Origin of the sequence: Leisingera aquaemixtae (genome assembly GCF_006740765.1) — a bacterium.
In the GTDB taxonomy this organism is placed as follows: domain Bacteria; phylum Pseudomonadota; class Alphaproteobacteria; order Rhodobacterales; family Rhodobacteraceae; genus Leisingera; species Leisingera aquaemixtae.
On the sequence record NZ_CP041159.1, the window covers coordinates 2,809,232 to 2,828,422 of the forward strand.

The 19,191-nt window shown below is 65.2% G+C and carries 20 protein-coding genes; 8 read left to right on the top strand and 12 right to left on the bottom strand.

Features of this window, described 5'->3' with window-relative positions; genetic code table 11:
• Positions 1–51: 51 nt before the first annotated feature.
• Both R2C4_RS15400 and R2C4_RS15405 read right to left on the bottom strand, forming a co-directional pair.
• The gene (locus tag R2C4_RS15400) at positions 52–1,260 is read right to left on the bottom strand and encodes an aminopeptidase P family protein (protein WP_141891330.1); all 1,209 of its coding nucleotides are present in this window, start codon (positions 1,258–1,260) and stop codon (positions 52–54) included.
• 194 nt (positions 1,261–1,454) lie between these two features.
• Positions 1,455–2,240, bottom strand: a complete 786-nt coding sequence (locus tag R2C4_RS15405; protein WP_141891331.1) for an alpha/beta hydrolase — start codon at positions 2,238–2,240, stop codon at positions 1,455–1,457.
• A 201-nt stretch (positions 2,241–2,441) separates the two neighbouring features.
• Between R2C4_RS15405 and R2C4_RS15410 the strand changes: the two genes are divergently transcribed.
• Entirely contained in the window at positions 2,442–3,914 is a 1,473-nt protein-coding gene (locus R2C4_RS15410) for an NAD-dependent succinate-semialdehyde dehydrogenase (RefSeq protein WP_141891332.1), read from the top strand.
• Positions 3,915–3,941: 27 nt separating this feature from the next.
• Here R2C4_RS15410 and R2C4_RS15415 read toward each other — a convergent pair whose 3' ends face one another.
• The 7 genes from R2C4_RS15415 to R2C4_RS15445 form a co-directional block, all read right to left on the bottom strand.
• Positions 3,942–4,340: a globin domain-containing protein gene (locus R2C4_RS15415; RefSeq protein ID WP_141891333.1), complete on the bottom strand. Its 399-nt coding sequence runs from the start codon at positions 4,338–4,340 to the stop codon at positions 3,942–3,944.
• A gap of 202 nt (positions 4,341–4,542) precedes the next feature.
• Positions 4,543–5,007 (bottom strand): Hsp20 family protein, encoded by a 465-nt coding sequence (locus R2C4_RS15420; protein WP_058284876.1) that lies wholly within the window; start codon positions 5,005–5,007, stop codon positions 4,543–4,545.
• Between the two features lie 132 nt (positions 5,008–5,139).
• Entirely contained in the window at positions 5,140–5,955 is an 816-nt protein-coding gene (locus R2C4_RS15425) for a trypsin-like serine peptidase (protein ID WP_141891334.1), read from the bottom strand.
• Entirely contained in the window at positions 5,952–6,710 is a 759-nt protein-coding gene (locus tag R2C4_RS15430) for a trypsin-like serine peptidase (RefSeq protein WP_244270160.1), read from the bottom strand. The genes R2C4_RS15425 and R2C4_RS15430 overlap by 4 nt, the downstream gene beginning before the upstream one ends.
• Positions 6,711–6,864: 154 nt before the next feature.
• Positions 6,865–8,187: a glycolate oxidase subunit GlcF gene (glcF, locus tag R2C4_RS15435; protein WP_141891335.1), complete on the bottom strand. Its 1,323-nt coding sequence runs from the start codon at positions 8,185–8,187 to the stop codon at positions 6,865–6,867.
• Positions 8,188–8,190: 3 nt separating this feature from the next.
• Positions 8,191–9,288: an FAD-binding protein gene (locus tag R2C4_RS15440; RefSeq protein ID WP_167510290.1), complete on the bottom strand. Its 1,098-nt coding sequence runs from the start codon at positions 9,286–9,288 to the stop codon at positions 8,191–8,193.
• Between the two features lie 50 nt (positions 9,289–9,338).
• A complete protein-coding gene (locus R2C4_RS15445; protein WP_141891337.1) occupies positions 9,339–10,784 on the bottom strand; it encodes an FAD-linked oxidase C-terminal domain-containing protein in 1,446 nt (481 codons plus the stop codon).
• A gap of 80 nt (positions 10,785–10,864) precedes the next feature.
• Between R2C4_RS15445 and R2C4_RS15450 the strand changes: the two genes are divergently transcribed.
• Positions 10,865–11,587 (top strand): DUF599 domain-containing protein, encoded by a 723-nt coding sequence (locus R2C4_RS15450; RefSeq protein WP_141891338.1) that lies wholly within the window; start codon positions 10,865–10,867, stop codon positions 11,585–11,587.
• A gap of 35 nt (positions 11,588–11,622) precedes the next feature.
• Positions 11,623–11,979, top strand: a complete 357-nt coding sequence (locus R2C4_RS15455) for a hypothetical protein (RefSeq protein WP_141892113.1) — start codon at positions 11,623–11,625, stop codon at positions 11,977–11,979.
• Positions 11,980–12,031: 52 nt separating this feature from the next.
• Here R2C4_RS15455 and rlmH read toward each other — a convergent pair whose 3' ends face one another.
• From rlmH to R2C4_RS15470, 3 genes are all read right to left on the bottom strand, one after another.
• Entirely contained in the window at positions 12,032–12,502 is a 471-nt protein-coding gene (gene rlmH, locus R2C4_RS15460; protein WP_141891339.1) for a 23S rRNA (pseudouridine(1915)-N(3))-methyltransferase RlmH, read from the bottom strand.
• A 92-nt stretch (positions 12,503–12,594) separates the two neighbouring features.
• Complete coding sequence (rsfS, locus tag R2C4_RS15465) at positions 12,595–12,975, bottom strand: ribosome silencing factor (protein ID WP_058284869.1); 381 nt, start codon at positions 12,973–12,975, stop codon at positions 12,595–12,597.
• Between the two features lie 166 nt (positions 12,976–13,141).
• A complete protein-coding gene (locus tag R2C4_RS15470; protein WP_141891340.1) occupies positions 13,142–14,518 on the bottom strand; it encodes a mechanosensitive ion channel family protein in 1,377 nt (458 codons plus the stop codon).
• Positions 14,519–14,692: 174 nt separating this feature from the next.
• On the opposite strand from R2C4_RS15470, the gene R2C4_RS15475 reads away from it, so the two are divergent.
• From R2C4_RS15475 to R2C4_RS15495, 5 genes are all read left to right on the top strand, one after another.
• On the top strand, positions 14,693–14,806 hold the full coding sequence (locus tag R2C4_RS15475; RefSeq protein ID WP_008555672.1) for a hypothetical protein: 114 nt from the start codon (positions 14,693–14,695) through the stop codon (positions 14,804–14,806).
• 53 nt (positions 14,807–14,859) lie between these two features.
• Positions 14,860–16,263, top strand: coding sequence for a 3-isopropylmalate dehydratase large subunit (gene leuC, locus R2C4_RS15480; RefSeq protein ID WP_141891341.1), 1,404 nt, complete (start codon positions 14,860–14,862; stop codon positions 16,261–16,263).
• Between the two features lie 12 nt (positions 16,264–16,275).
• On the top strand, positions 16,276–16,881 hold the full coding sequence (leuD, locus tag R2C4_RS15485; protein ID WP_141891342.1) for a 3-isopropylmalate dehydratase small subunit: 606 nt from the start codon (positions 16,276–16,278) through the stop codon (positions 16,879–16,881).
• A gap of 363 nt (positions 16,882–17,244) precedes the next feature.
• Entirely contained in the window at positions 17,245–18,081 is an 837-nt protein-coding gene (locus tag R2C4_RS15490; protein WP_141891343.1) for a hypothetical protein, read from the top strand.
• Positions 18,078–19,118 (top strand): endonuclease/exonuclease/phosphatase family protein, encoded by a 1,041-nt coding sequence (locus R2C4_RS15495; protein WP_141891344.1) that lies wholly within the window; start codon positions 18,078–18,080, stop codon positions 19,116–19,118. Before R2C4_RS15490 ends, R2C4_RS15495 begins: the two co-directional genes overlap by 4 nt.
• Positions 19,119–19,191 lie beyond the last annotated feature (73 nt).

Consider the following 19,191-nt stretch of genomic DNA (forward strand, 5'->3'; position numbering starts at 1 on the left):
CTCCCGCCGGGAGGCCATGAGCAGGCGGGAGCGCCCCGCCTGCGCCGCGGCTCAGCCGACCACGTTGAACTCCGGCCCGTAGGGGTACTTGGTGATGTTCTCGTTGCCGTCTTCATGGATCACCAGGATGTCATGCTCGCGGTAGCCGCCCGCGCCGGGATTGCCCTCGGCGATGGTCAGCATCGGCTCCATCGAGATCACCATACCCGGCTCCAGAACCGTATCAATGTCCTCACGCAGCTCCAGCCCGGCCTCGCGGCCATAATAGTGCGACAGCACGCCGAACGAATGCCCATAGCCGAAGGTGCGGTACTGCAGCAGATCCCGCCCCTCAAAGAAGGCGTTGATTTTATGGGTGATTTCCGCACAGCTCGCCCCCGGCTGCAGCAGCGAGATGCCGTATTCATGGGCCGCCACATTGGCCTCCCAGATCTTCAGGCTGTCGGCGTCCACTTCTTTCACGAACATGGTCCGCTCCAGCGCGGTGTAATAGCCGGAGATCATCGGGAAGGTGTTCAGCGACAGGATATCGCCGCGCTGAAGCCTGCGTCCCGTCACCGGGTTGTGGGCACCGTCGGTGTTGATGCCGGACTGAAACCAGACCCAGGTGTCGCGGTATTCGGCATCCGGGAACCGCTTGGCAATCTCCAGCTCCATCGCGTCACGCCCGGCCATCGCCACATCAATCTCGCGCACGCCTTCCTTGACCGCATCGCGGATCGCAAAGCCGCCCACGTCGGCCACCGCAGCACCGGCCCGGATCATCTCGATCTCGGCCGCCGATTTGCGCATCCGCTGCTCCATCGTCGGCAGGTAGAGGTCGACCAGTTGCGACGGCGCCAGGAACGCCTCCAGCTTGCCCTTTTGCAGCAGGGTCAGGTGGTCGCTCTCATAGCCGACAACCGCGCCCTCGCCGCTTACCGACTTGATTGCACGCCAGAAATTGTCGCGCTGCCAGTCGGTGTAGGTGATGTTGTCGCAGAAAGAGCGGCGCCAGGGCTGGCCCGCGTCGATGCCGGCCGAGATGGTAACCGCCTCGGTCCCGGTCACCACCAGGCCGTAGGGGCGGCCAAAGGCGCAGTAGGTGAAGCCAGAGTAATAGGAGATGTTGTGCATCGAGGTGAAGACGGCGGCGCTCACCCCGGTTTCGGCCATGATCTTGCGCAGGCCGGCGATCCGCGCCTCGTATTCGGAGACGGCAAATTGCAGCGGCGCCTTCTCACCATTGTGAAAACGGTACATTTCAGGACGTGCAGTCATATCAGACCCTTCCTTCTTACAAGAAAGGTCCCGGCGTTCAGGACAGTTTTGGAATGCGGGGGCACCATGTATTCCATGCGGCGACGCCATCGCCTGGCCCTTGCGCGAAAGATGCGGCGGAAACCGGATTCTGGCAAGACGTTTTTGCGGCCGGGGAGCCTGCAAGGTGGGCGATTCCGCCCACCGCGCCGCGATCAATTCACGATCAGAGCCACCAGGTCGCTTTCGGGGTCCGCCAGCGGGTCGATCACATTGAAATGGTGCTTGCCAAAGGCGATCACGTGGTCGGTCTCCCAGGCCTCCACCAGCCAGATGGCCTGATCCAGAAACGCCGGGCGCTCCTCGCCGCCGACCCAGACGGTGACCTCCGCGGGATAGCGGTCGTTCATCTCCACCGGGCTTTCGGCAATGGCGGCAGCCGAGTCCATCCGGAACTTCTGGTTCATCGAGGTGCGCAGCAGCGGCCGCAAATCCGCCAGAGGTGAGATCGGGATCACCGTCTTGATCCGCTCCCCCACCTCTGCCGGCAGCAGTGCCTTGTCCAGCATCCGCGCCACCAGATGGCCGCCCGCCGAATGGCCGGCCAGCGCGATCGGGCCGTCCACCTCCGCCGCGATCCGGGTCACCGCCGCGGTGATCTGCCGGGTGATATCGGCGATCCGCACCTCCGGGCACAGGTCGTAAGACGGCATTGCCACCGCCCAGCCATGCGAAATCGCGCCGCGGGCCAGATGCGACCAGGAGCTTTTGTCGAAGGCCAGCCAGTAGCCGCCGTGCACAAAGACAAAGACTCCCTTAGGCTCGCCTTCAGGCAGGAACAGGTCAAAGCGCTGCCGCGCCCCCTCGCCATAGGGGATGTCCAGCCGGGCGCGCTGATGCAGGCTGTTGCGGAAGTCCTCGGCTGAGGCGGCCCAGCGCGGCGGGTACTTGTCTGCGTTCTCGATGTATGCCCCGTTGGCATAGGCATCATCCAATTCCATGCCCAGTCTCCCCGTTGAAATTTTGTTTTGCGGCTACCTGACAGTCTCGCACAGGACATGTCAAATTGCCCGGCGGAAATTTCCGCCCCCCGGCACTCTTGGCTAAATAATTTGATCAAATTCTGGACTTATCGTTCTGTCTGGACATATCAAGGCACAGCTGATTTGCATTTCAGTGACAGAACCCCCGGGAGGCCCGCAATGCTTGATGCAACCACTGACCTGAAATCCCTGCTCAAAGACCCCAGCCTGCTGGAGACGCGCGCCTATATTGGCGGCCAGTTTGTCGAGGGCGAGGGCACCTTTGACGTGACCAACCCCGCGCGCGGCGACGTGATTGCCAAGGTGGCGGATGTCAGCCGCGCCCAGGTGGCGGGCGCCATTGCCCAGGCCGAGACCGCACAGAAGGACTGGGCCAAGTGGACCGGCAAGGAGCGCGCCAATGTGCTGCGCAAATGGTTCGACCTGATGATGGAAAACCAGGAGGATCTGGCGGTGATCCTGACCGCCGAAATGGGCAAGCCGGTCAGCGAGTCGCGCGGTGAGGTCGCCTATGGCGCCTCCTTTGTGGAGTTCTTCGCCGAAGAGGCCAAGCGGATCTATGGCGAGACCATCCCCGGCCATCAGCGCGACAAGCGCATCACCGTGATCAAGCAGCCGATCGGGGTGGCCGCCTCGATCACGCCCTGGAACTTTCCCAATGCGATGATCACCCGCAAGGCCGGTCCGGCGCTGGCGGCGGGCTGCTCCTTCGTTGCGCGCCCGGCGGCAGAGACGCCGCTGTCGGCCATCGTGCTGGCGGTTCTGGCAGAGCGCGCAGGGATCCCTGCGGGCGTGTTCAACGTGGTGCCGTCGTCGCGGTCCTCCGATGTAGGCAAGGAGTTCTGCGAAAACCCCGCGGTGCGCAAGCTGACCTTTACCGGCTCCACCGAAGTGGGCCGCATCCTGCTGAAGCAGGCCTCAGAGCAGGTGATGAAATGCTCGATGGAGCTGGGCGGCAACGCGCCCTTCATCGTGTTCGACGACGCCGATCTGGATGCCGCCGTCGAAGGTGCCATCATGTGCAAGTTCCGCAACAACGGCCAGACCTGCGTTTGTGCCAACCGGATCTATGTGCAGGCCGGCGTTTACGATGCCTTTGCGGAGAAGCTGAAAGCGGCCCTGCAGAAAATGACGGTCGGCGACGGGCTGAAAGAGGGCACGGACTTCGGCCCCCTGATCACCAGGGACGCGGTGGAGAAGGTCGAGGAGCACATTGCCGACGCCAAATCCAAGGGCGGCAGCGTGATCCTGGGCGGCAACCCGTCGGAACTGGGCGGCACCTTCTTCCAGCCGACCGTCGTGACCGGCGCGACCCAGGACATGGCCTTTGCCACCGAAGAAACCTTTGGCCCGCTTGCGCCGCTGTTCAAGTTCGAGAACGAGGACGAAGTGATCGCGATGGCCAATGACACCATCTTCGGCCTGGCGTCCTATTTCTATGCCAAGGACCTCAGCCGCGTGTACAAGGTGGCCGAAGCGCTGGAATACGGGATTGTCGGGGTGAACACCGGCATCATTTCCACCGAAGTGGCCCCGTTCGGCGGCGTCAAACAGTCGGGCCTGGGCCGCGAAGGCAGCCACCACGGCATCGAGGACTATCTGGAGATGAAGTACATCTGCATGTCGGTCTGATCCCGAAACGCAGGCAGCACGTGCAGGTCACTGCCGGGTCATTATCCCGGCCACCCTGCTGATGGCGCCGGCCCAGGCGGTTTCCGTCTCCGGGTCCAGCGCCGGCCCCAGAACATCGCGCAAAGCGGCAATCAGCGCCCGCTTTGCCGCGTCGCTCTCCCGCGCGCCAAGATCCAGATGCGCGTGGTCCTGAACCAGCCGCGCGCTAAGCTCTGCCAGCGTCGCCGGGTTGTCCAGATTGCGCACACAGGCGGCAATCATCTCCGTCAGCATCGCCTTCTGCTTCACGAAGTTGCCCCGGAACATGCCGCGCGCCTGCGGCAGGCGGGTGAACAGATGCACGTAAAACCGTTCCGCCAGATCCGCCTTGCGGGCAAAAACCCCGGCAAAGCTTTGCTGAACATGCTGAACTTCCTGAGGGGTCATCAAACCGCCAATTCACCGCAACCAAACCAAGGCACCGAACCGCCGCGCCGCGCATCCTGCGGCATGCGGAAACAGCGCCGGTGCACATGACCTCTTCCCCAACAGTGCGGCCAAAAGGCTAAGAATTGTTTGAAGCCCCGGACACAAAAAAGCCCCCCGGCAGAACCGGGGGGCATATACGCTCGGACCGGAGTCCGCGGGATCAGTTGACCGCTTTGGCCTCAATCTCCGGACGGGCCGGGCGGGAGGAGGAGATTTCGATCCGGCGCGGCTTCAGCGCCTCCGGCACCTCGCGGTGCAGATCGATATGCAGCATGCCGTTTTCCAGGCTGGCGCCGGTCACGCGGACATGGTCGGCAAGGGTAAACCGGCGTTCAAAGGCGCGGGTTGCGATGCCGCGGTGCAGGAAGGTGCGCTCCTCGCCGTCCTCAGCCTTTTTGGCGGCGACAACCAGGGCGTCTTCCTTCACTTCAACGTTCAGGTCTTCCTCGGCAAAACCGGCGACGGCAATCGAGATGCGATAGCTGTCGGCGTCGGTCTTTTCGATGTTGTAGGGCGGGTAGCTGGACTGGGCGGCATCAGCGCTCAGGGCGCGGTCCATCAGGTTGGCGATCTGGTCAAAGCCGATGGTTGCACGGTGCAGCGGTGTAAAATCAAAGGTACGCATTTTCCATCCTCATTCATGAGCGATTTCAGGATGCCTTCCCCGCGGGGACAGGCCGGAATTTTCCGGGCCCCAATCAGCGGCTGCCCGGATAGTCCTCAGATAGGAACGGAAAATGCGGCTTCAAGGGGGCGGTCAGCCGCCCGGGCGCACAAATTTCGCGCCCCCGGCAGAGGCGCCGCCGCCCGCCCGGATCCGCTTGATCCGGCGGTCGGGCGCGGCCGCAGGATTGCGGCGCAGCTGGGCCTTCAGCTCTGCCACCCGCTGCGGCAGCTTCATGCCAAACGCCACCTGCTTACCCCGGTAATTGCCGCCGCCGGACACCAGCGCCAGGATGCGCCCGCGGCCGCCGGCCTGGGAAAACACCGGCGCACCGGAGGACCCGAAGGTGACGTTGCAGTCGATCATCAGCACGTCCTCATACTCCCCCATCAGGTTGCACTGCCGCTGCCGCGACAGCGCCTCGGCGCGGCCCCGGCCATAGGAGGTCACGGAAATGCGGCTGCCGTACCCGCTGCCGGAGTGCAGGGCAAAGGCATCGGCCTCGCCGCTGAGAATGGGTTCGGCCAGCCGGATCAGCGCCACATCGTGGCGGATGTTTTCGAGGTCGAGGCGTCCGCGCGGGGCGTACCCCGGATGCGCGGCGACCTGCAGCGCCTGCCGCTCGGCAATCGCCACCCCATCGCGCAGCCCGGCGCGGAAGATGATCTGGTCTGCCGGGCGCACCTTTGCATTCCGGTCATAGACGCAGTGGGCCGCCGTCAGCACCAGCTCCGGCGCAATTAGCGTGCCGGTGCAAAACCCCTGCCCGTTCAGCTCCAGCCGCCCCACCGCTTCCCAGCCCAGCAGGTCATCTCGCCCGGTCAGGCGCCGGAGGCCGGTGCCCTGTGCCATTGCGCCGCCGGTATAGGCCAGGGCGGCAACCGCCAGGATCAGCGCCCGCCAGGTCATTGCTTGATGAACTTCGCACCGGAGGAACTGCGCCCCTCGCCGACGCGCACGCGGCCAACGCCGGGCGGCAGGCGGCCGCCGGTGGCCACGCCGGTCAGCTGCGCCTGCAGCAGCGTCAGCTCCTCGGCCAAAGCGGAACCGAGCGAGACCCGTTCACCGCTCACCTCGGCCTTGGCGGAAATCACCGACACGATCCGCGGGGTGCCGCCCTCGAAGGAGAACACCGGCGCCCCGGAGGAGCCGAAATCCACATCGCAGGACATCACCAGCACCCCCTGCTGCCGCGCCATCACCGCGCAGACCTCCTGCAGGGACGGCGCCTCGGAGCGGTCATGGGCGTAGGAGACCACACCGATCTTGGCCCCCTTGCGCGGGCGCTCGTCGGTCTCGAACGGTGTCACGGTGGTGTTGCGGATCGGGCGCTGCAGCTGCAGCAGCGCGATGTCGTTGCGCACCCGGCCGGTCGACAGCTCCCCGTCATAGACATAGGCGGGATGCTGCACCGCCCGCCGCACGCTGCGGTAGGCCGAGGCGCGCCCGTTGCGCCATCCGGCCAGGAATTCAATGGTTGTGGGGTCAATCGGCGCCTTTGTGCGGCTGTCATAGAGGCAATGCGCGGCGGTCAGCACCAAGTCAGGCGCAATCAGCGCACCGGTGCAAAATCCCTCGCCATTCACATCAAGCCGCCCGACGGCCTCCCATTTGCGGCCCGCATCCAGAGTATCCATCCGCTGCAGGCGGCTGTCCTGCGCCATTGCCGCGGCCGGCAGCAACACTGCCAGCACCGCCAGAATCCACTGCCTCACCTGCGTCTCCTCTTATCCACCGGCTGGGAGATTACGTGTCCGTTCCGGCAAAATTACGGCAAGCCCGCGGAGAATGCAGCCTGATTCTTTCGCGCAGGCGGCCTCAGCGCAGGATGGGCACCTCCGGGGCGCGCTTGCCAGGCGCGGTCAGCGCAGGCGGTTGCGGGCCGCCGGCGGCCCAATCGAGCAGCTCCACCGTGTGCACGATGGGCAGTTCAGTGCCGGAGCCGATCTGCATCATGCAGCCGATATTGCCCGCCGCGATCAGGTCGGGGGTCTTGGCCTCCAGCGTCTTCACCTTGCGCGCCTTCAGCTCGGCAGAGATTTCCGGCTGCATCAGGTTATAGGTGCCCGCCGACCCGCAGCAGAGGTGGCTGTCGGCGGGTTCCACCACGGTGAAGCCTGCGCGTTTCAGCAGTGTCTTCGGATGGGTCTTGATCTGCTGCCCGTGCTGCAGGGAGCAGGCAGCGTGATACGCCACGGTCAGCCCCTTGTCCGAACCCTCAGGCAGCTCCAGCTGCATCAGCAGTTCGGAGATATCCATCGCGATGGCAGAGACCCGCGCCGCATCCGCCGCCAGCGGCTCATTTCGGAACATGTGGCCATAGTCCTTGACCGTGGTGCCGCAGCCGGAAGTATTGATGACAATGGCGTCCAGCCCCTGCCCGTCCATCTCTGCCGCCCAGGCGCGGATGTTTTTAGCCGCGGTGGCGTGGCTCTCGTCCTCGCGCCCCATGTGATGGGTCAGCGCGCCGCAGCAGCCCGCGCCCTTGGCCACCACCACCTCGCAGCCCAGGCGGGTCAGCAGGCGGATGGTGGCATCATTGATATCGGTGTTCAGCGCCTTTTGCGCGCAACCGGTCATCAGCGCCACGCGCTTCTTGCGCGGCACGGCGGGGGCAAAGCTTTGCGGATCGTCATTGCGGCTCACCGGCGGGATGTGTTTCGGCGCCATCTCCAGCATGGCGCGCAGCCGCGGATCGGGCAGCAGACCTTTGAATGGCCTGGCCAGCTTGGCGCCCATCAGCGCCAGCCGGAACCGGGACGGATAGGGCAGGATCCGCGCCAGCAGCCAGCGCAGGGCCTTGTCGCTCCAGGGCCTGTCATAGTGCTTTTCGATATAGGCGCGGGCATGATCCACCAGATGCATGTAATGCACGCCCGACGGGCAGGTTGTCATGCAGGCCAGGCACGACAGGCAGCGGTCTATGTGCTTGACGGTCTTGGCGTCCGGCACCCGCTCGTTTTCCAGCATGTCCTTGATCAGATAGATGCGGCCGCGCGGGCTGTCGAGTTCGTCGCCCAGCACCTGATAGGTCGGGCAGGTCGCGGTGCAAAACCCGCAATGGACGCAAGTGCGCAGGATCTCATTGGCGCGCTTGGTGCCCGGATCCTGCAGCTGCTGTTCGGTAAAGGTGGTTTGCATGTCTTATCCCATCAAGCCCGGATTGAGGATGCCGCGCGGATCGAACTGCCGCCGCAGCCCTTTGGAAATGGCCGCAAGGGGCGCGGGCTGCGGCTGGAACACGCCCAGCCGGGCGCGGGTTTCGGCGTCCGCCCGCACCAGCGTGGCATGACCCGGCACGGTGAGCCGGCTCCGCAGCTCTGTCCCCGCGGGGACAAGCGCCCAGATCAGCCCGCCGCCCCAGTCAAACTGCAGCGCATCCGCCTGCAGCTGCGGCGCCAGCGTCACCGCGTCCGATGGCTTCACCGATATCCGCCAGACATCCCCCGCGCGCCCGTGAAAAGCCGACACATCGCGCAGGCCTTGCCACAGATCCCGGGCCTGCGGCTGCACCTCTGCCCGGCCAAAGGGCGACAAAAGCTCCGCCAGCTTGCCGCTGCGATAGGCAGCAGATCCGGCAAACCCCTCCACCCGGATGCAGACCTGACCGCTTTCAGCGTCGTAGGCCGCGCCGGTGACATCATAGGGCGAGCCCAAAGCCGCCGACATCGCCCGCACGGCCGACGGCAGGTCCAGCCCGGCCACCGTTACCGTCGCCTCGGCCTCGGCCCGCGGCAGCACCTTGAGCGACACTTCCGTCAGCACCCCCAGCGTGCCGTGGGCGCCGCAGAGAAGTTTCACCAGGTCATAGCCGGTCACATTCTTCATCACCCGGCCGCCGTTCTTCACCACCTGGCCGGAGCCGTCCACAAACCGCACGCCCAGCAAGTGATCGCGCGCCGCGCCCGCCTGGATGCGCCGGGGGCCGGAGATGCCCGCGGCAATCACCCCGCCGATGGTTGGCTCGCCTTCGGTGCCCAGCAGCCCGCGGTGGTCCATCGGCTCAAACGCCAGCCGCTGGTTTTCAGCCGCCAGCAGCGCTTCGACCTCCGCCACCGGCGTGCCTGCCTTGACCACCAGCGTCAGGGCGCCGGGCTCATAAAGCCCGATACCGGACAGGGCGCGTGTGCTCAGCACCTCCCCCTCCACCGCCAGCCCGCGGCTGCCGCCGCCCTGAATACACAATGGCCCGCTTGCGCCCGCAATGGCCTCCGCCAGCTCTGCCTCGGTCCCTGGTGTCATCATCTTCATCTTTCCGGAAATACTCTGGGGGTTTGGGGGCGAGCCCCCAATCATTCAGCTGCCAGGGCCGCCCGCCGGCCCTCTGTCACCGAAAGCGGGAATACCTTTGCCGGGTTCAGCAGCCACTTGGGGTCAAACACATCCTTGACCTTCAGCTGCGCCTCCAGATCCGCCTCATCATACTGATGCAGCATCAGATCCCGCTTCTCGATCCCGACCCCGTGCTCCCCGGTCAGGCAGCCGCCTGCCTCGACGCACAGCTTCAGGATCTCGGCGCCAAAGGCCTCGCAGGTCTCCAGGTCGCCCGGTTTGTTGGCATCAAACAGGATCAGCGGGTGCATGTTGCCGTCACCTGCATGAAACACATTGGCCACATCCAGCCCGAATTCCTTGCTCATCTCGCCGATCCGGCGCAGCACGAAGGGCAGCGAGGACACCGGGATGGTTCCATCCAAGCACATGTAATCGTTGATCTGCCCCATGGCGCCGAAGGCGGATTTGCGGCCCAGCCAGATGCGGGCGGCCTCGTCCGCATCGCCGGCCTCGCGCAGCTCCACCGGGTTGTGGGAACGGGCAATCTCCGTGATCAATCCAAGCTGGTGGTCAATCTCCTCCGGGCTGCCCTCCACCTCGATGATCAGCAGCGCTTCGCACATCGGATAGCCTGCCTTGGCAAAGGCCTCGCAGGCCTCGATGCAGGGGCGGTCCATGAATTCGATGGCCACCGGCAGCACGCCCGCCTTGATGATGTCCGACACGCAGGCGCCCGCGACCTCGTTGCTATCATACCCGATCAGGACAGGCCGCGCGCCCTCCGGCTTGCGCAGGATCCGCAGGGTGGCTTCGGTCACCACTCCCAGCTGACCCTCGCTGCCGCAGATCACCCCCAAGAGGTCCAGGCCCCCGGCATCCAGATGGGCCCCGCCGATCTCCACCACGGTGCCGTCCATCAACACCATGGTCACACCCAGCAGGTTGTTCGTGGTCACCCCGTATTTCAGGCAATGCGCGCCGCCGGAGTTCATGGCGATATTGCCGGCAATGGCGCAGGCCAGCTGCGAGGACGGATCGGGCGCGTAAAAGAACGCCTCCTCCTCCACCGCGCCGGAAACGCTCAGGTTGGTGCGCCCGGTCTGCACCCGGATGATGCGGTTGCCGTAGTCAGTCTCCAGAACCGCATTCATCCGCGCCACGCCCAGGATGACGCAATCCGCGGTCGGCAGCGCCCCGCCCGCCAGCGACGTGCCCGCCCCGCGCGGCACCACCGGCACGCCTTCCTCGTGGCAGATGCGCAGAACGGCTGAGACCTCCTGCGTGCTCCGCGGCAGCACCGCCAGCAGCGGCGGACATCTGTAGGCGGTCAGCGCATCGCACTCATAGGCGCGGGTCTCCGCCTCGTCCTGGATCACCGCATCGGCGGGCAGCACAGTCAGCAGCCGCGCGGCAAGCCGCGCCTTGCGGGCCAGAATGGCGGGGTTCGGGGATGGCATCTCCATAGGGCTCTCCTCTTTGGTAAAATAATATTACCAATTTATCGCATCTGGCAAGGGGCGGATTGCCGCGCTAGGGTCGGGCCATGATCTGGACCGCCCGCCTTGCGCAGTTTTCCCTGTTCGACCTTGCCGCCGTCACCCTGCTGATTGCCAGCTGGCTGTGGATCGGCTGGCGGATCGAAAACCCGCCTGCGGGGCGGCCTTCGGTGTCCTGGCTGATGGCGGATTTCCGGCGCGACTGGATGAAACGGATGGTGGAGCGCGACCCGCGGATCTTTGACTCCCAGCTGGCAGGCAACCTGCGCCAGGCCACCGCCTTTTTCGCCTCTGCCGCGATGATCGCCATCGGCGGCGGGCTGGCGCTGATCGGCAATACAGAGCAACTGGCCGGCGTTGCCGAAGACCTGATCCAGGACAGCGCCCCGGCCTTCGTCTGGGAGGTGAAGATCCTGGTGGTGCTGCTGTTTCTGTCCAATGCGTTTCTGAAATTTGTCTGGTCCCACCGGCTGTTCGGCTATTGCGCGGTGCTGATGGCAGCGGTGCCGAACGACCGTGCAGACCCGCTGGCCTATCCGCGCGCTGCGCAGGCCGCCGAGATCAGCATCACCGCCGCGCGCAGCTTCAACCGCGGGATGCGGGCAACCTATTTCGCCCTCGCCGCGGTGGCCTGGCTGGCGGGCGCGCTGCCGCTGGCCGGTGCGGCGGTGATCACGTTTGCCGTCCTCTACCGGCGCGAGTTTGCCTCGCATTCGCGCACGATCCTGATGCGCATCCCGCCAGAGAGCGACGGGGACACGGTTTCGTGACCGCGCAGCCGCGCAGCCGCCGCTATGGTGCGGGGATGAAATCCCTGCTGCTGACCGGCGCGCTCTGCGCTGCTGCCCTGCCCGCGCGCGCCGCTGAACCGGTTATTGAAGGCGCCACGGCCCGCCAATCCGGCGGCGGCTGGATCTTCAGCGTGACGCTGTCGCACCCGGACACCGGATGGGAGCATTACGCCGACGGCTGGCGGGTGCTCGGCATGGACGGAACCGAACTGGGCCTGCGCGTGCTGGCGCATCCGCATGAGCAAGAGCAACCCTTTACCCGCTCGCTCAGCGGCGTTCAGATCCCGGAGGGCACAGCCCAAGTGCAGATCCAGGCCCGCTGCCTGGTGGACGGCTGGGGCAAGGACACATACGTCCTCACCCTGCCCTGACTTCATCTTTCTAAGAAATACTCGCGCCGCAGGCATGCGCCCAAAGGCGCATTCACACCCTGTGATAGGGGCTGCCCGCCAGTATGGTCGCAGCGCGGTAGATCTGCTCCGTCAGCATCACCCGCACCAGCATGTGGGGCCAGACCATCTTGCCGAAGGAGATCGAGAAATCGGCTTCTGCCCGCAGGCTGGGATCAATCCCATCCGCGCCGCCGATGATCAGCGCCAGATCCTGGCGGCCGCTGTCGCGCCAGCCGGCCAGCTTGTCCGCAAAATCCGGCGAGGACAGCAGCTTGCCGCGCTCGTCCAGGGTGCAGATCACCGCGCCCTTGGGCAGCGCCTTGCGCAGCAGCGCGGCCTCTGCCGCCATGCCTGCGTTCTTCTTGTCCTCAATCTCCACCACCCGCGCAGGCCCCAGGCCCAGCGCGCGGCCGGTCCGGTCAAACCGGGCCAGATAGTCGTCGATGAGGGATTTTTCCGGGCCGGACCGCAAACGTCCGGCCGCACAGATATGCAGACGCATGACAGTCCTGAAGTTACCGGGCCTGAAGTTACCCGGCCTGAAGCCATCGGGCCCGCACCCTGCGCGCGGGCCTGCATTTGTTCAGCCTGGGATCAGTCCTCGGCCGCCGGGGCTGCCGGCGCCGGCGCGGCACCTGCGGGCATCCACATCTTTTCGAGCTGGTAGAACTCGCGCACTTCCGGGCGGAAGAGATGGACAATCACATCGCCTGTGTCGATCAGCACCCAGTCGCCTGTATCTTTGCCTTCGACCTTGCAGTTGATCCGGAACTCCTGTTTGAGCCGGTCCATCAGTTTTTCCGACATCGCTGCGACCTGGCGGGTGGAGCGGCCGGAAGCCAGCACCATATAGTCGCCAATCGAGGTTTTGCCGCGCAGGTCGATCTGCACAACATCTTCGGCTTTGTCATCGCTGAGTGAGGAGAGAATCCGCTCCAGCAGCTGTTCGCTGGTGGGCTGGGACTGGGCGGCCATCACGGCTGCCCCATTAACAGCGGCATCCGCCGCATGAGGTACGGGTGACAGGACATAGTCCTCCTTGCAACGCGCCGCGAAGCCCCGGCGCCGGGCCTGTTAATAATGTAGCAACCAGTGGGTAAATTTTCAATGAAACCCGGCCCGGCGATGCAAGCCATGGGCTTTACTCCTCATTTCCGTCAGGTGCAACCCTGACCGGCAGCGGGTCATTCAGCATCCGCACTTCGCGCTGCGGGAAGGGGATTGAGATGCCCTGGGCCTGAAACGCATCCCACAGCGCCAGAAAGACGTTGCCGCGGATATTGGTCAGCCCGCCGGTGGGGTCGTCGATCCAGAACCGCAGCACATAATCCACGCTGCTGTCGCCGAACCCGGTAATGTGGCAGACCGGCTTCTTGCTGCCGTACTGCAGCACCCGGTTCACGCTGGAGGCCGCCTCGATCGCGATTTTGCGGACCTTGTGCGGATCATCGCCATAGGCGGTCCCGAAGGTCAGGTCCAAGCGGACGAACCTGTCCGAATGCGACCAGTTCACCACCTGCGTGGTGATCAGATCCTCGTTCGGGATCAGGTATTCGCGCCCGTCGCGGGTCACAACAGAGACGTAACGGGCGCCCAGCGCGTTGATCCAGCCAAAGGTGTCGCCCAGCGAGATCACATCGCCAGGCTTGATCGACTTGTCCAACAGGATGATCAGGCCGGACACCAGATTCGACACCACTTTTTGGAGGCCAAAACCAAGGCCCACACCAATGGCGCCCGACAGCACCGCCAGACCGGTAAGGTCGATGCCAATCGCCTTGAGACCGATGAAAAACGCGCCGCCGAACAGCAGGATCTGAGCCAGCTTGGCCCCCAGCACCTGCATCGACGGGGAAATTTCGGAGTTGGAGCGGATCCGGTTTGCCGCAACCTGCGAAATCACCCGCGCCAGGGTCAGCATCACCCCGAGGATAACAATGGCCTGCACCACCAGAAACAGCGAGATCCTGAGGTCGCCGAAATCTATGGCAACGCTGTCCAGCAGCGCCGTGGCCTCCTGTGTGATCCCCAGGATGCGCAGTGTGATCCATACCCAAGCGCCGTATTTCACCATATTGCGCAGCAGCGGGTTTCCGACCAGCCGGGTGGCGAAGGAGACGATCAGCCAGGCCAGAGACAGGTTGGCCGCCACTAACAGCAGGCGCGAGCGGCTGGGCCACGTGGTCTCCTGCATGATCAGAACAACCGTCCAGATCAGCACCACGAACAGCAGCCCGCGGATCCGCTTGTGCACCACCAGCCCCAGGCGCATCCGCCAGCGCGGCCAGCCTTCGCGCCCGCGCAGCCAGTTGTGAAACGCCTGACTGATGGGCCGCGCGATCACGGTCGCCAGGATAAAAAGCGCCAGCCCGATCCCGACCTGATAGGCGTTCCAGGGCCGCAGCAGCAGTTCGGCGCCGCCAGCGGCGAACTCCCACAGCTGCTGGCCAAGTTCGATCGCTTCAGCGGCGCCTTCTGCCAGCGCGTCCTTGGTTTGGATCTGCTCCTCCGGCTCCATCAAGCCCCCCTGTTTTCTCTGCAGTCTGCCGTTCCTGCCGGTTTCGATCAAGCAGAGACGCCGCAAGCTTGGGACAGAACCGCGCCCGGCCCTGGCGGCAGCCGGGCGGCACCGGTCCGGCCCCTTGCGCAAGCCGGGCGTGAGAGAACGAATCTTGATTGCCGGAGCTTGCGGATGTATCTGACAGCCATGACCCTCGTATTGGCCCAAAAGATCCAGCTGCAAGACCGCGCCCGCCTGCGCGAGCGTTTCTTTGGCGCCGCCCGCACGGTCCTGGCGCGCCTATAAGGCGCCTGCCCAGCCCTAAGCCAGCATATCCAATACATCACGGGAGAGGACCCATGTCCCCCAAGACACTCTATGACAAGATCTGGGATGCGCATGTTGCGCATGAAGCAGAGGACGGCACCTGCCTGCTCTATATCGACCGCCACCTGGTCCACGAAGTGACCAGCCCGCAGGCGTTCGAAGGTCTGCGTATGGCCGGCCGCAAGGTGCACGCGCCCGAAAAGACAATCGCGGTGCCGGACCACAACGTGCCGACCACGCTGGACCGCGCCAAAGGCATCGAGAACGAGGAAAGCCGCATCCAGGTTGAGGCGCTCGACAAGAACGCCAAGGAATTCGGCGTGCATTACTACCCGGTGGATGACGTCCGCCAGGGCATTGTGCACATCGTCGGCCCGGAACAGGGCTGGACCCTGCCCGGCATGACCGTTGTCTGCGGCGACAGCCACACCGCCACCCACGGCGCCTTCGGCGCGCTGGCGCATGGCATCGGCACCTCCGAGGTGGAGCACGTGCTGGCCACCCAGACGCTGATCCAGAAGAAGTCCAAGAACATGAAGGTGGAGATCACCGGCAAGCTGAAGCCGGGCGTCACCGCCAAGGACATCACCCTGGCGGTGATCGGTGAGACCGGCACCGCCGGCGGCACCGGCTATGTCATCGAATACTGCGGCGAAGCGATCCGCGATCTGTCGATGGAAGGCCGCATGACCGTCTGCAACATGGCGATCGAAGGCGGCGCCCGAGCAGGCCTGATCGCGCCGGACGAGACCACCTTTGAATATGTCAAAGGCCGCCCGCACGCCCCGAAAGGCGCCCAGTGGGAAGCGGCGCTGAACTGGTGGAAGACCCTGTACACCGACGAAGGCGCGCATTTCGACAAGGTGATCACCCTGAAGGCTGAAGACATCCAGCCGGTCGTGACCTGGGGCACCTCGCCCGAGGACGTGCTGCCGATCACCGGCGTCGTGCCGCACCCCGAGGACTTCACCGGCGGCAAGGTCGAGGCGGCGCGCCGCTCGATCGAGTACATGGGCCTCACCCCGGGCCAGAAACTGACCGACATCGAGATCGACACCGTGTTCATCGGCTCCTGCACCAACGGCCGCATCGAGGATCTGCGCGCCGTGGCTGATGTGGTGAAGGGCAAGAAGATCAAGGACGGCATGCGCGCCATGATCGTTCCGGGCTCCGGCCTGGTGCGGGCGCAGGCCGAGGAAGAAGGCCTGGCCGAGATCTTTCAGGATGCCGGTTTCGAGTGGCGCCTTGCCGGCTGCTCCATGTGCCTGGCGATGAACCCCGACCAGCTGGCCCCGGGCGAGCGTTGCGCCGCAACCTCCAACCGGAACTTCGAAGGCCGCCAGGGCTATAAGGGCCGCACCCACCTGGTGTCCCCTGCTATGGCCGCCGCCGCTGCCCTGACCGGCAAGCTGACCGACGTGCGCGAGCTGATGTAAGGAGCCAGAAGCATGGAAAAGTTCACAAAGATCCAAGGCGTTGCCGCACCGATGCCGCTGGTCAACATCGACACCGACATGATCATCCCCAAGGTGTTCCTGAAGTCCATTCAGCGCACCGGCTTCGGCAAGAACCTGTTCGACGAGATGCGCTATAACCGCGACGGCACCGAGATCGAGGATTTCGTGCTTAACAAGCCGCAATACCGCAACGCCGAGATCCTGGTGGCTGGCGACAACTTCGGCTGCGGCTCCTCGCGCGAGCACGCGCCGTGGGCCATTGCCGATTTCGGCATCAAGTGCATCGTGTCCACCTCTTTCGCCGACATCTTCTTCAACAACAGCTTCAAGAACGGCATCCTGCCGATCGTGCTGCCGCAGGAGCAGGTCGACATCCTGATGGCCGACGCGGAGAAGGGCGAGAACGCCCGTATGACGGTGGACCTAGAAGCGCAGGAGATCACCACCTCAGACGGCGACGTGATCAAATTTGACGTGGATCCCTTCAAGAAGCACTGCCTGCTGAACGGGCTGGACGACATCGGCCTGACCCTGGAAAAAGCCGACTCGATCAAGACCTTCGAGGCAAAGGCGGCACAGGAGCGCCCCTGGGTCTGATTCCCGCTGCAATACCTAAGACTCAATGGAGCCGCCCGCACGGGCGGCTCTTTCGTTTGCCGCGCCAACAGAATCGCACGGCATGTCAGCAGCCGCTCCACTCTTGTGCAGGAAAACCCTGAAACTACAGCATCTGGTAGCCCGCCCGAGGGTTCAAGTTCTCTGCGCCAAGGCGCTGATGCAATCCCGCACCAGTCCCGCGGTCAAAGTGCCCCCTGCCGCACTGCCGGGCCTTGAGCGGAATACCGCCAACCGGCACCATCAGGGCAAAAATGAGGCAGAGCACCCCGGACCCTACCGGGGGGCTTCAAATCCGGACCCAGAGGCGAAAACGCCCGCGCCGGTTTGAAGGGAAACGAAGACGTGTTTGCACGCATCACAGGCGCGGCGTTCCGCGGCATACTGGTGGCCATGCTGTTCGCGATGCCGACGCTGATTCTGCCGGCGGCCGCGACCGAGTCGCCTGAGATCATCCTGTTCATTGCCTTGCTGGGTTCGGCCCTGGCCTTCAGCGAGTACGTCTCCCACTTCCCCAGCTTCGTGGAGTTCCGAAATGCCCCGCCGATCAACCGGATGCGCTTTGCCGCTGCTGCCGTCACCGTCGGCGCGCTGAGCTTGCTGGCAGCACATCCGCTGGCCCCGACCGGGCTGACAGCGCTGGTGCAGCGGCTGGGCGGCTGGCTGGGCAGCCAGCTGGACTTTGCCTACTCGCCGGTGCAGCTAGCGGTGCTGATGATGCCGCCGCAGGTGCCCGAGGCCACGGTGCTGATGGTGCGCGATGCCGCCGGGCTGGCGTGTTTGATTGCCGGCCTGGCGATTGCCGTCTTTGCGCTGGTGATCCGGATCGGGAACTGGCCGGTGGGCAACGGCGCCTTCAATGTCTGGGTCAATCTGCCCCTGTTCGACCCCACCACCGGCGGCGATGTGGTGCAGCGGCTGCAGCGCGACGGGCGGATAAATATCGTCGGCGGCGTGCTGCTGCCCTTCGCTTTGCCCGCCGCGGTCAAGCTCGCCTCGGGTCTGGTGGATCCCGGAATGCTGGCGGCACCGCATATGCTGATCTGGGTGATCAGCGCCTGGGCGCTGGTGCCCGCCTCGATGATCATGCGCGGGATGGCGATGCTGCGCATAGCCGGTCTGATCGCGCGCAAGCGCCGTGCCGCCTGCAGCAATGCGGATGCGGCGATGCAAACTGCATGAGGCAGCTGGCGGCAGGCCTCCTTCTGACACTCGCCGCCGCCTCGGGCCAGGCTGAAACCCTGCGCATCGCGACATTCAACACAGAGCTGTCACGCGACGGGCCGGGGCTGCTGCTGCGCGATATCGAACGCGGCACCGACCCGCAGGTTGCCGCGGTTGCGGAGGTGATCACCGCGGTGCAGCCGGATGTGCTGGCGCTGCAAGGAATTGACTGGGACTATGAAGGCCGGGCGCTCGCCGCGCTGGCCGGACGGCTGGCGGACCAGGGCCTGGGCTTTCCGTACCGCGTGGCTTTGCAGCCCAACGCAGGCCTGCCGCCCCCGGCGCCGCTGGATCTGGATGGCGACGGCCGGGCCGGCGGGCCGCGCGACAACCAGGGCTTTGGCCGGTTCCGCGGCCAGGGCGGCATTGCGCTGCTGTCGCGTCTTCCCATCGGCCACGAGGGGGTCCGCGACTTTTCTGCCCTGCTGTGGCGCGATCTGCCGGACGCGCTGCTGCCTCAGCACCCGGACGGCCGCCCCTTCCCCTCGCCAGAGGCGCAGGCCGTGCAGCGGCTGTCCTCCACCGGGCATTGGCTGGTGCCGGTGGAACTGCCGGATGGCCGCTGGCTGAATGTGATGACCTTCCATGCCGCCCCGCCGGTCTTTGACGGGCCGGAAGACCGCAACGGGCGGCGCAATCACGACGAAATCCGCCTGTGGCAGCTGCTGCTGGACGGCCGGCTGGGACCGGTACCCGAAGCGCCCTTTGTCATTGCCGGGGACGCCAACCTTGACCCCGGCCAGGGCGAAGGCCGCAAACAAGCCATCCGCAGCCTGCTGGCAGACCCGCGTCTGCAGGACCCGCAGCCGCACAGCCCGCAGGGCACCGCAACGGTGGCCTGGCAAGGCGTTGGGCAGATGCGGGTGGATTATGTGCTGCCCTCCGCCGGGCTGACGGTTGCCGCCAGCGGCATTGCCTGGCCCGAAGGCCCGGACGATGCCGCGGCCCTCGCCAGCCGCCACCGGCTGGTCTGGGTGGATTTGTTGCTGGACTGATCCGCCGCGCCGCCATTTCGTTGCGCAGGCAAATCCTCCTCAGCTCCTTTATTTCCCAGGGCCGTTATTGACC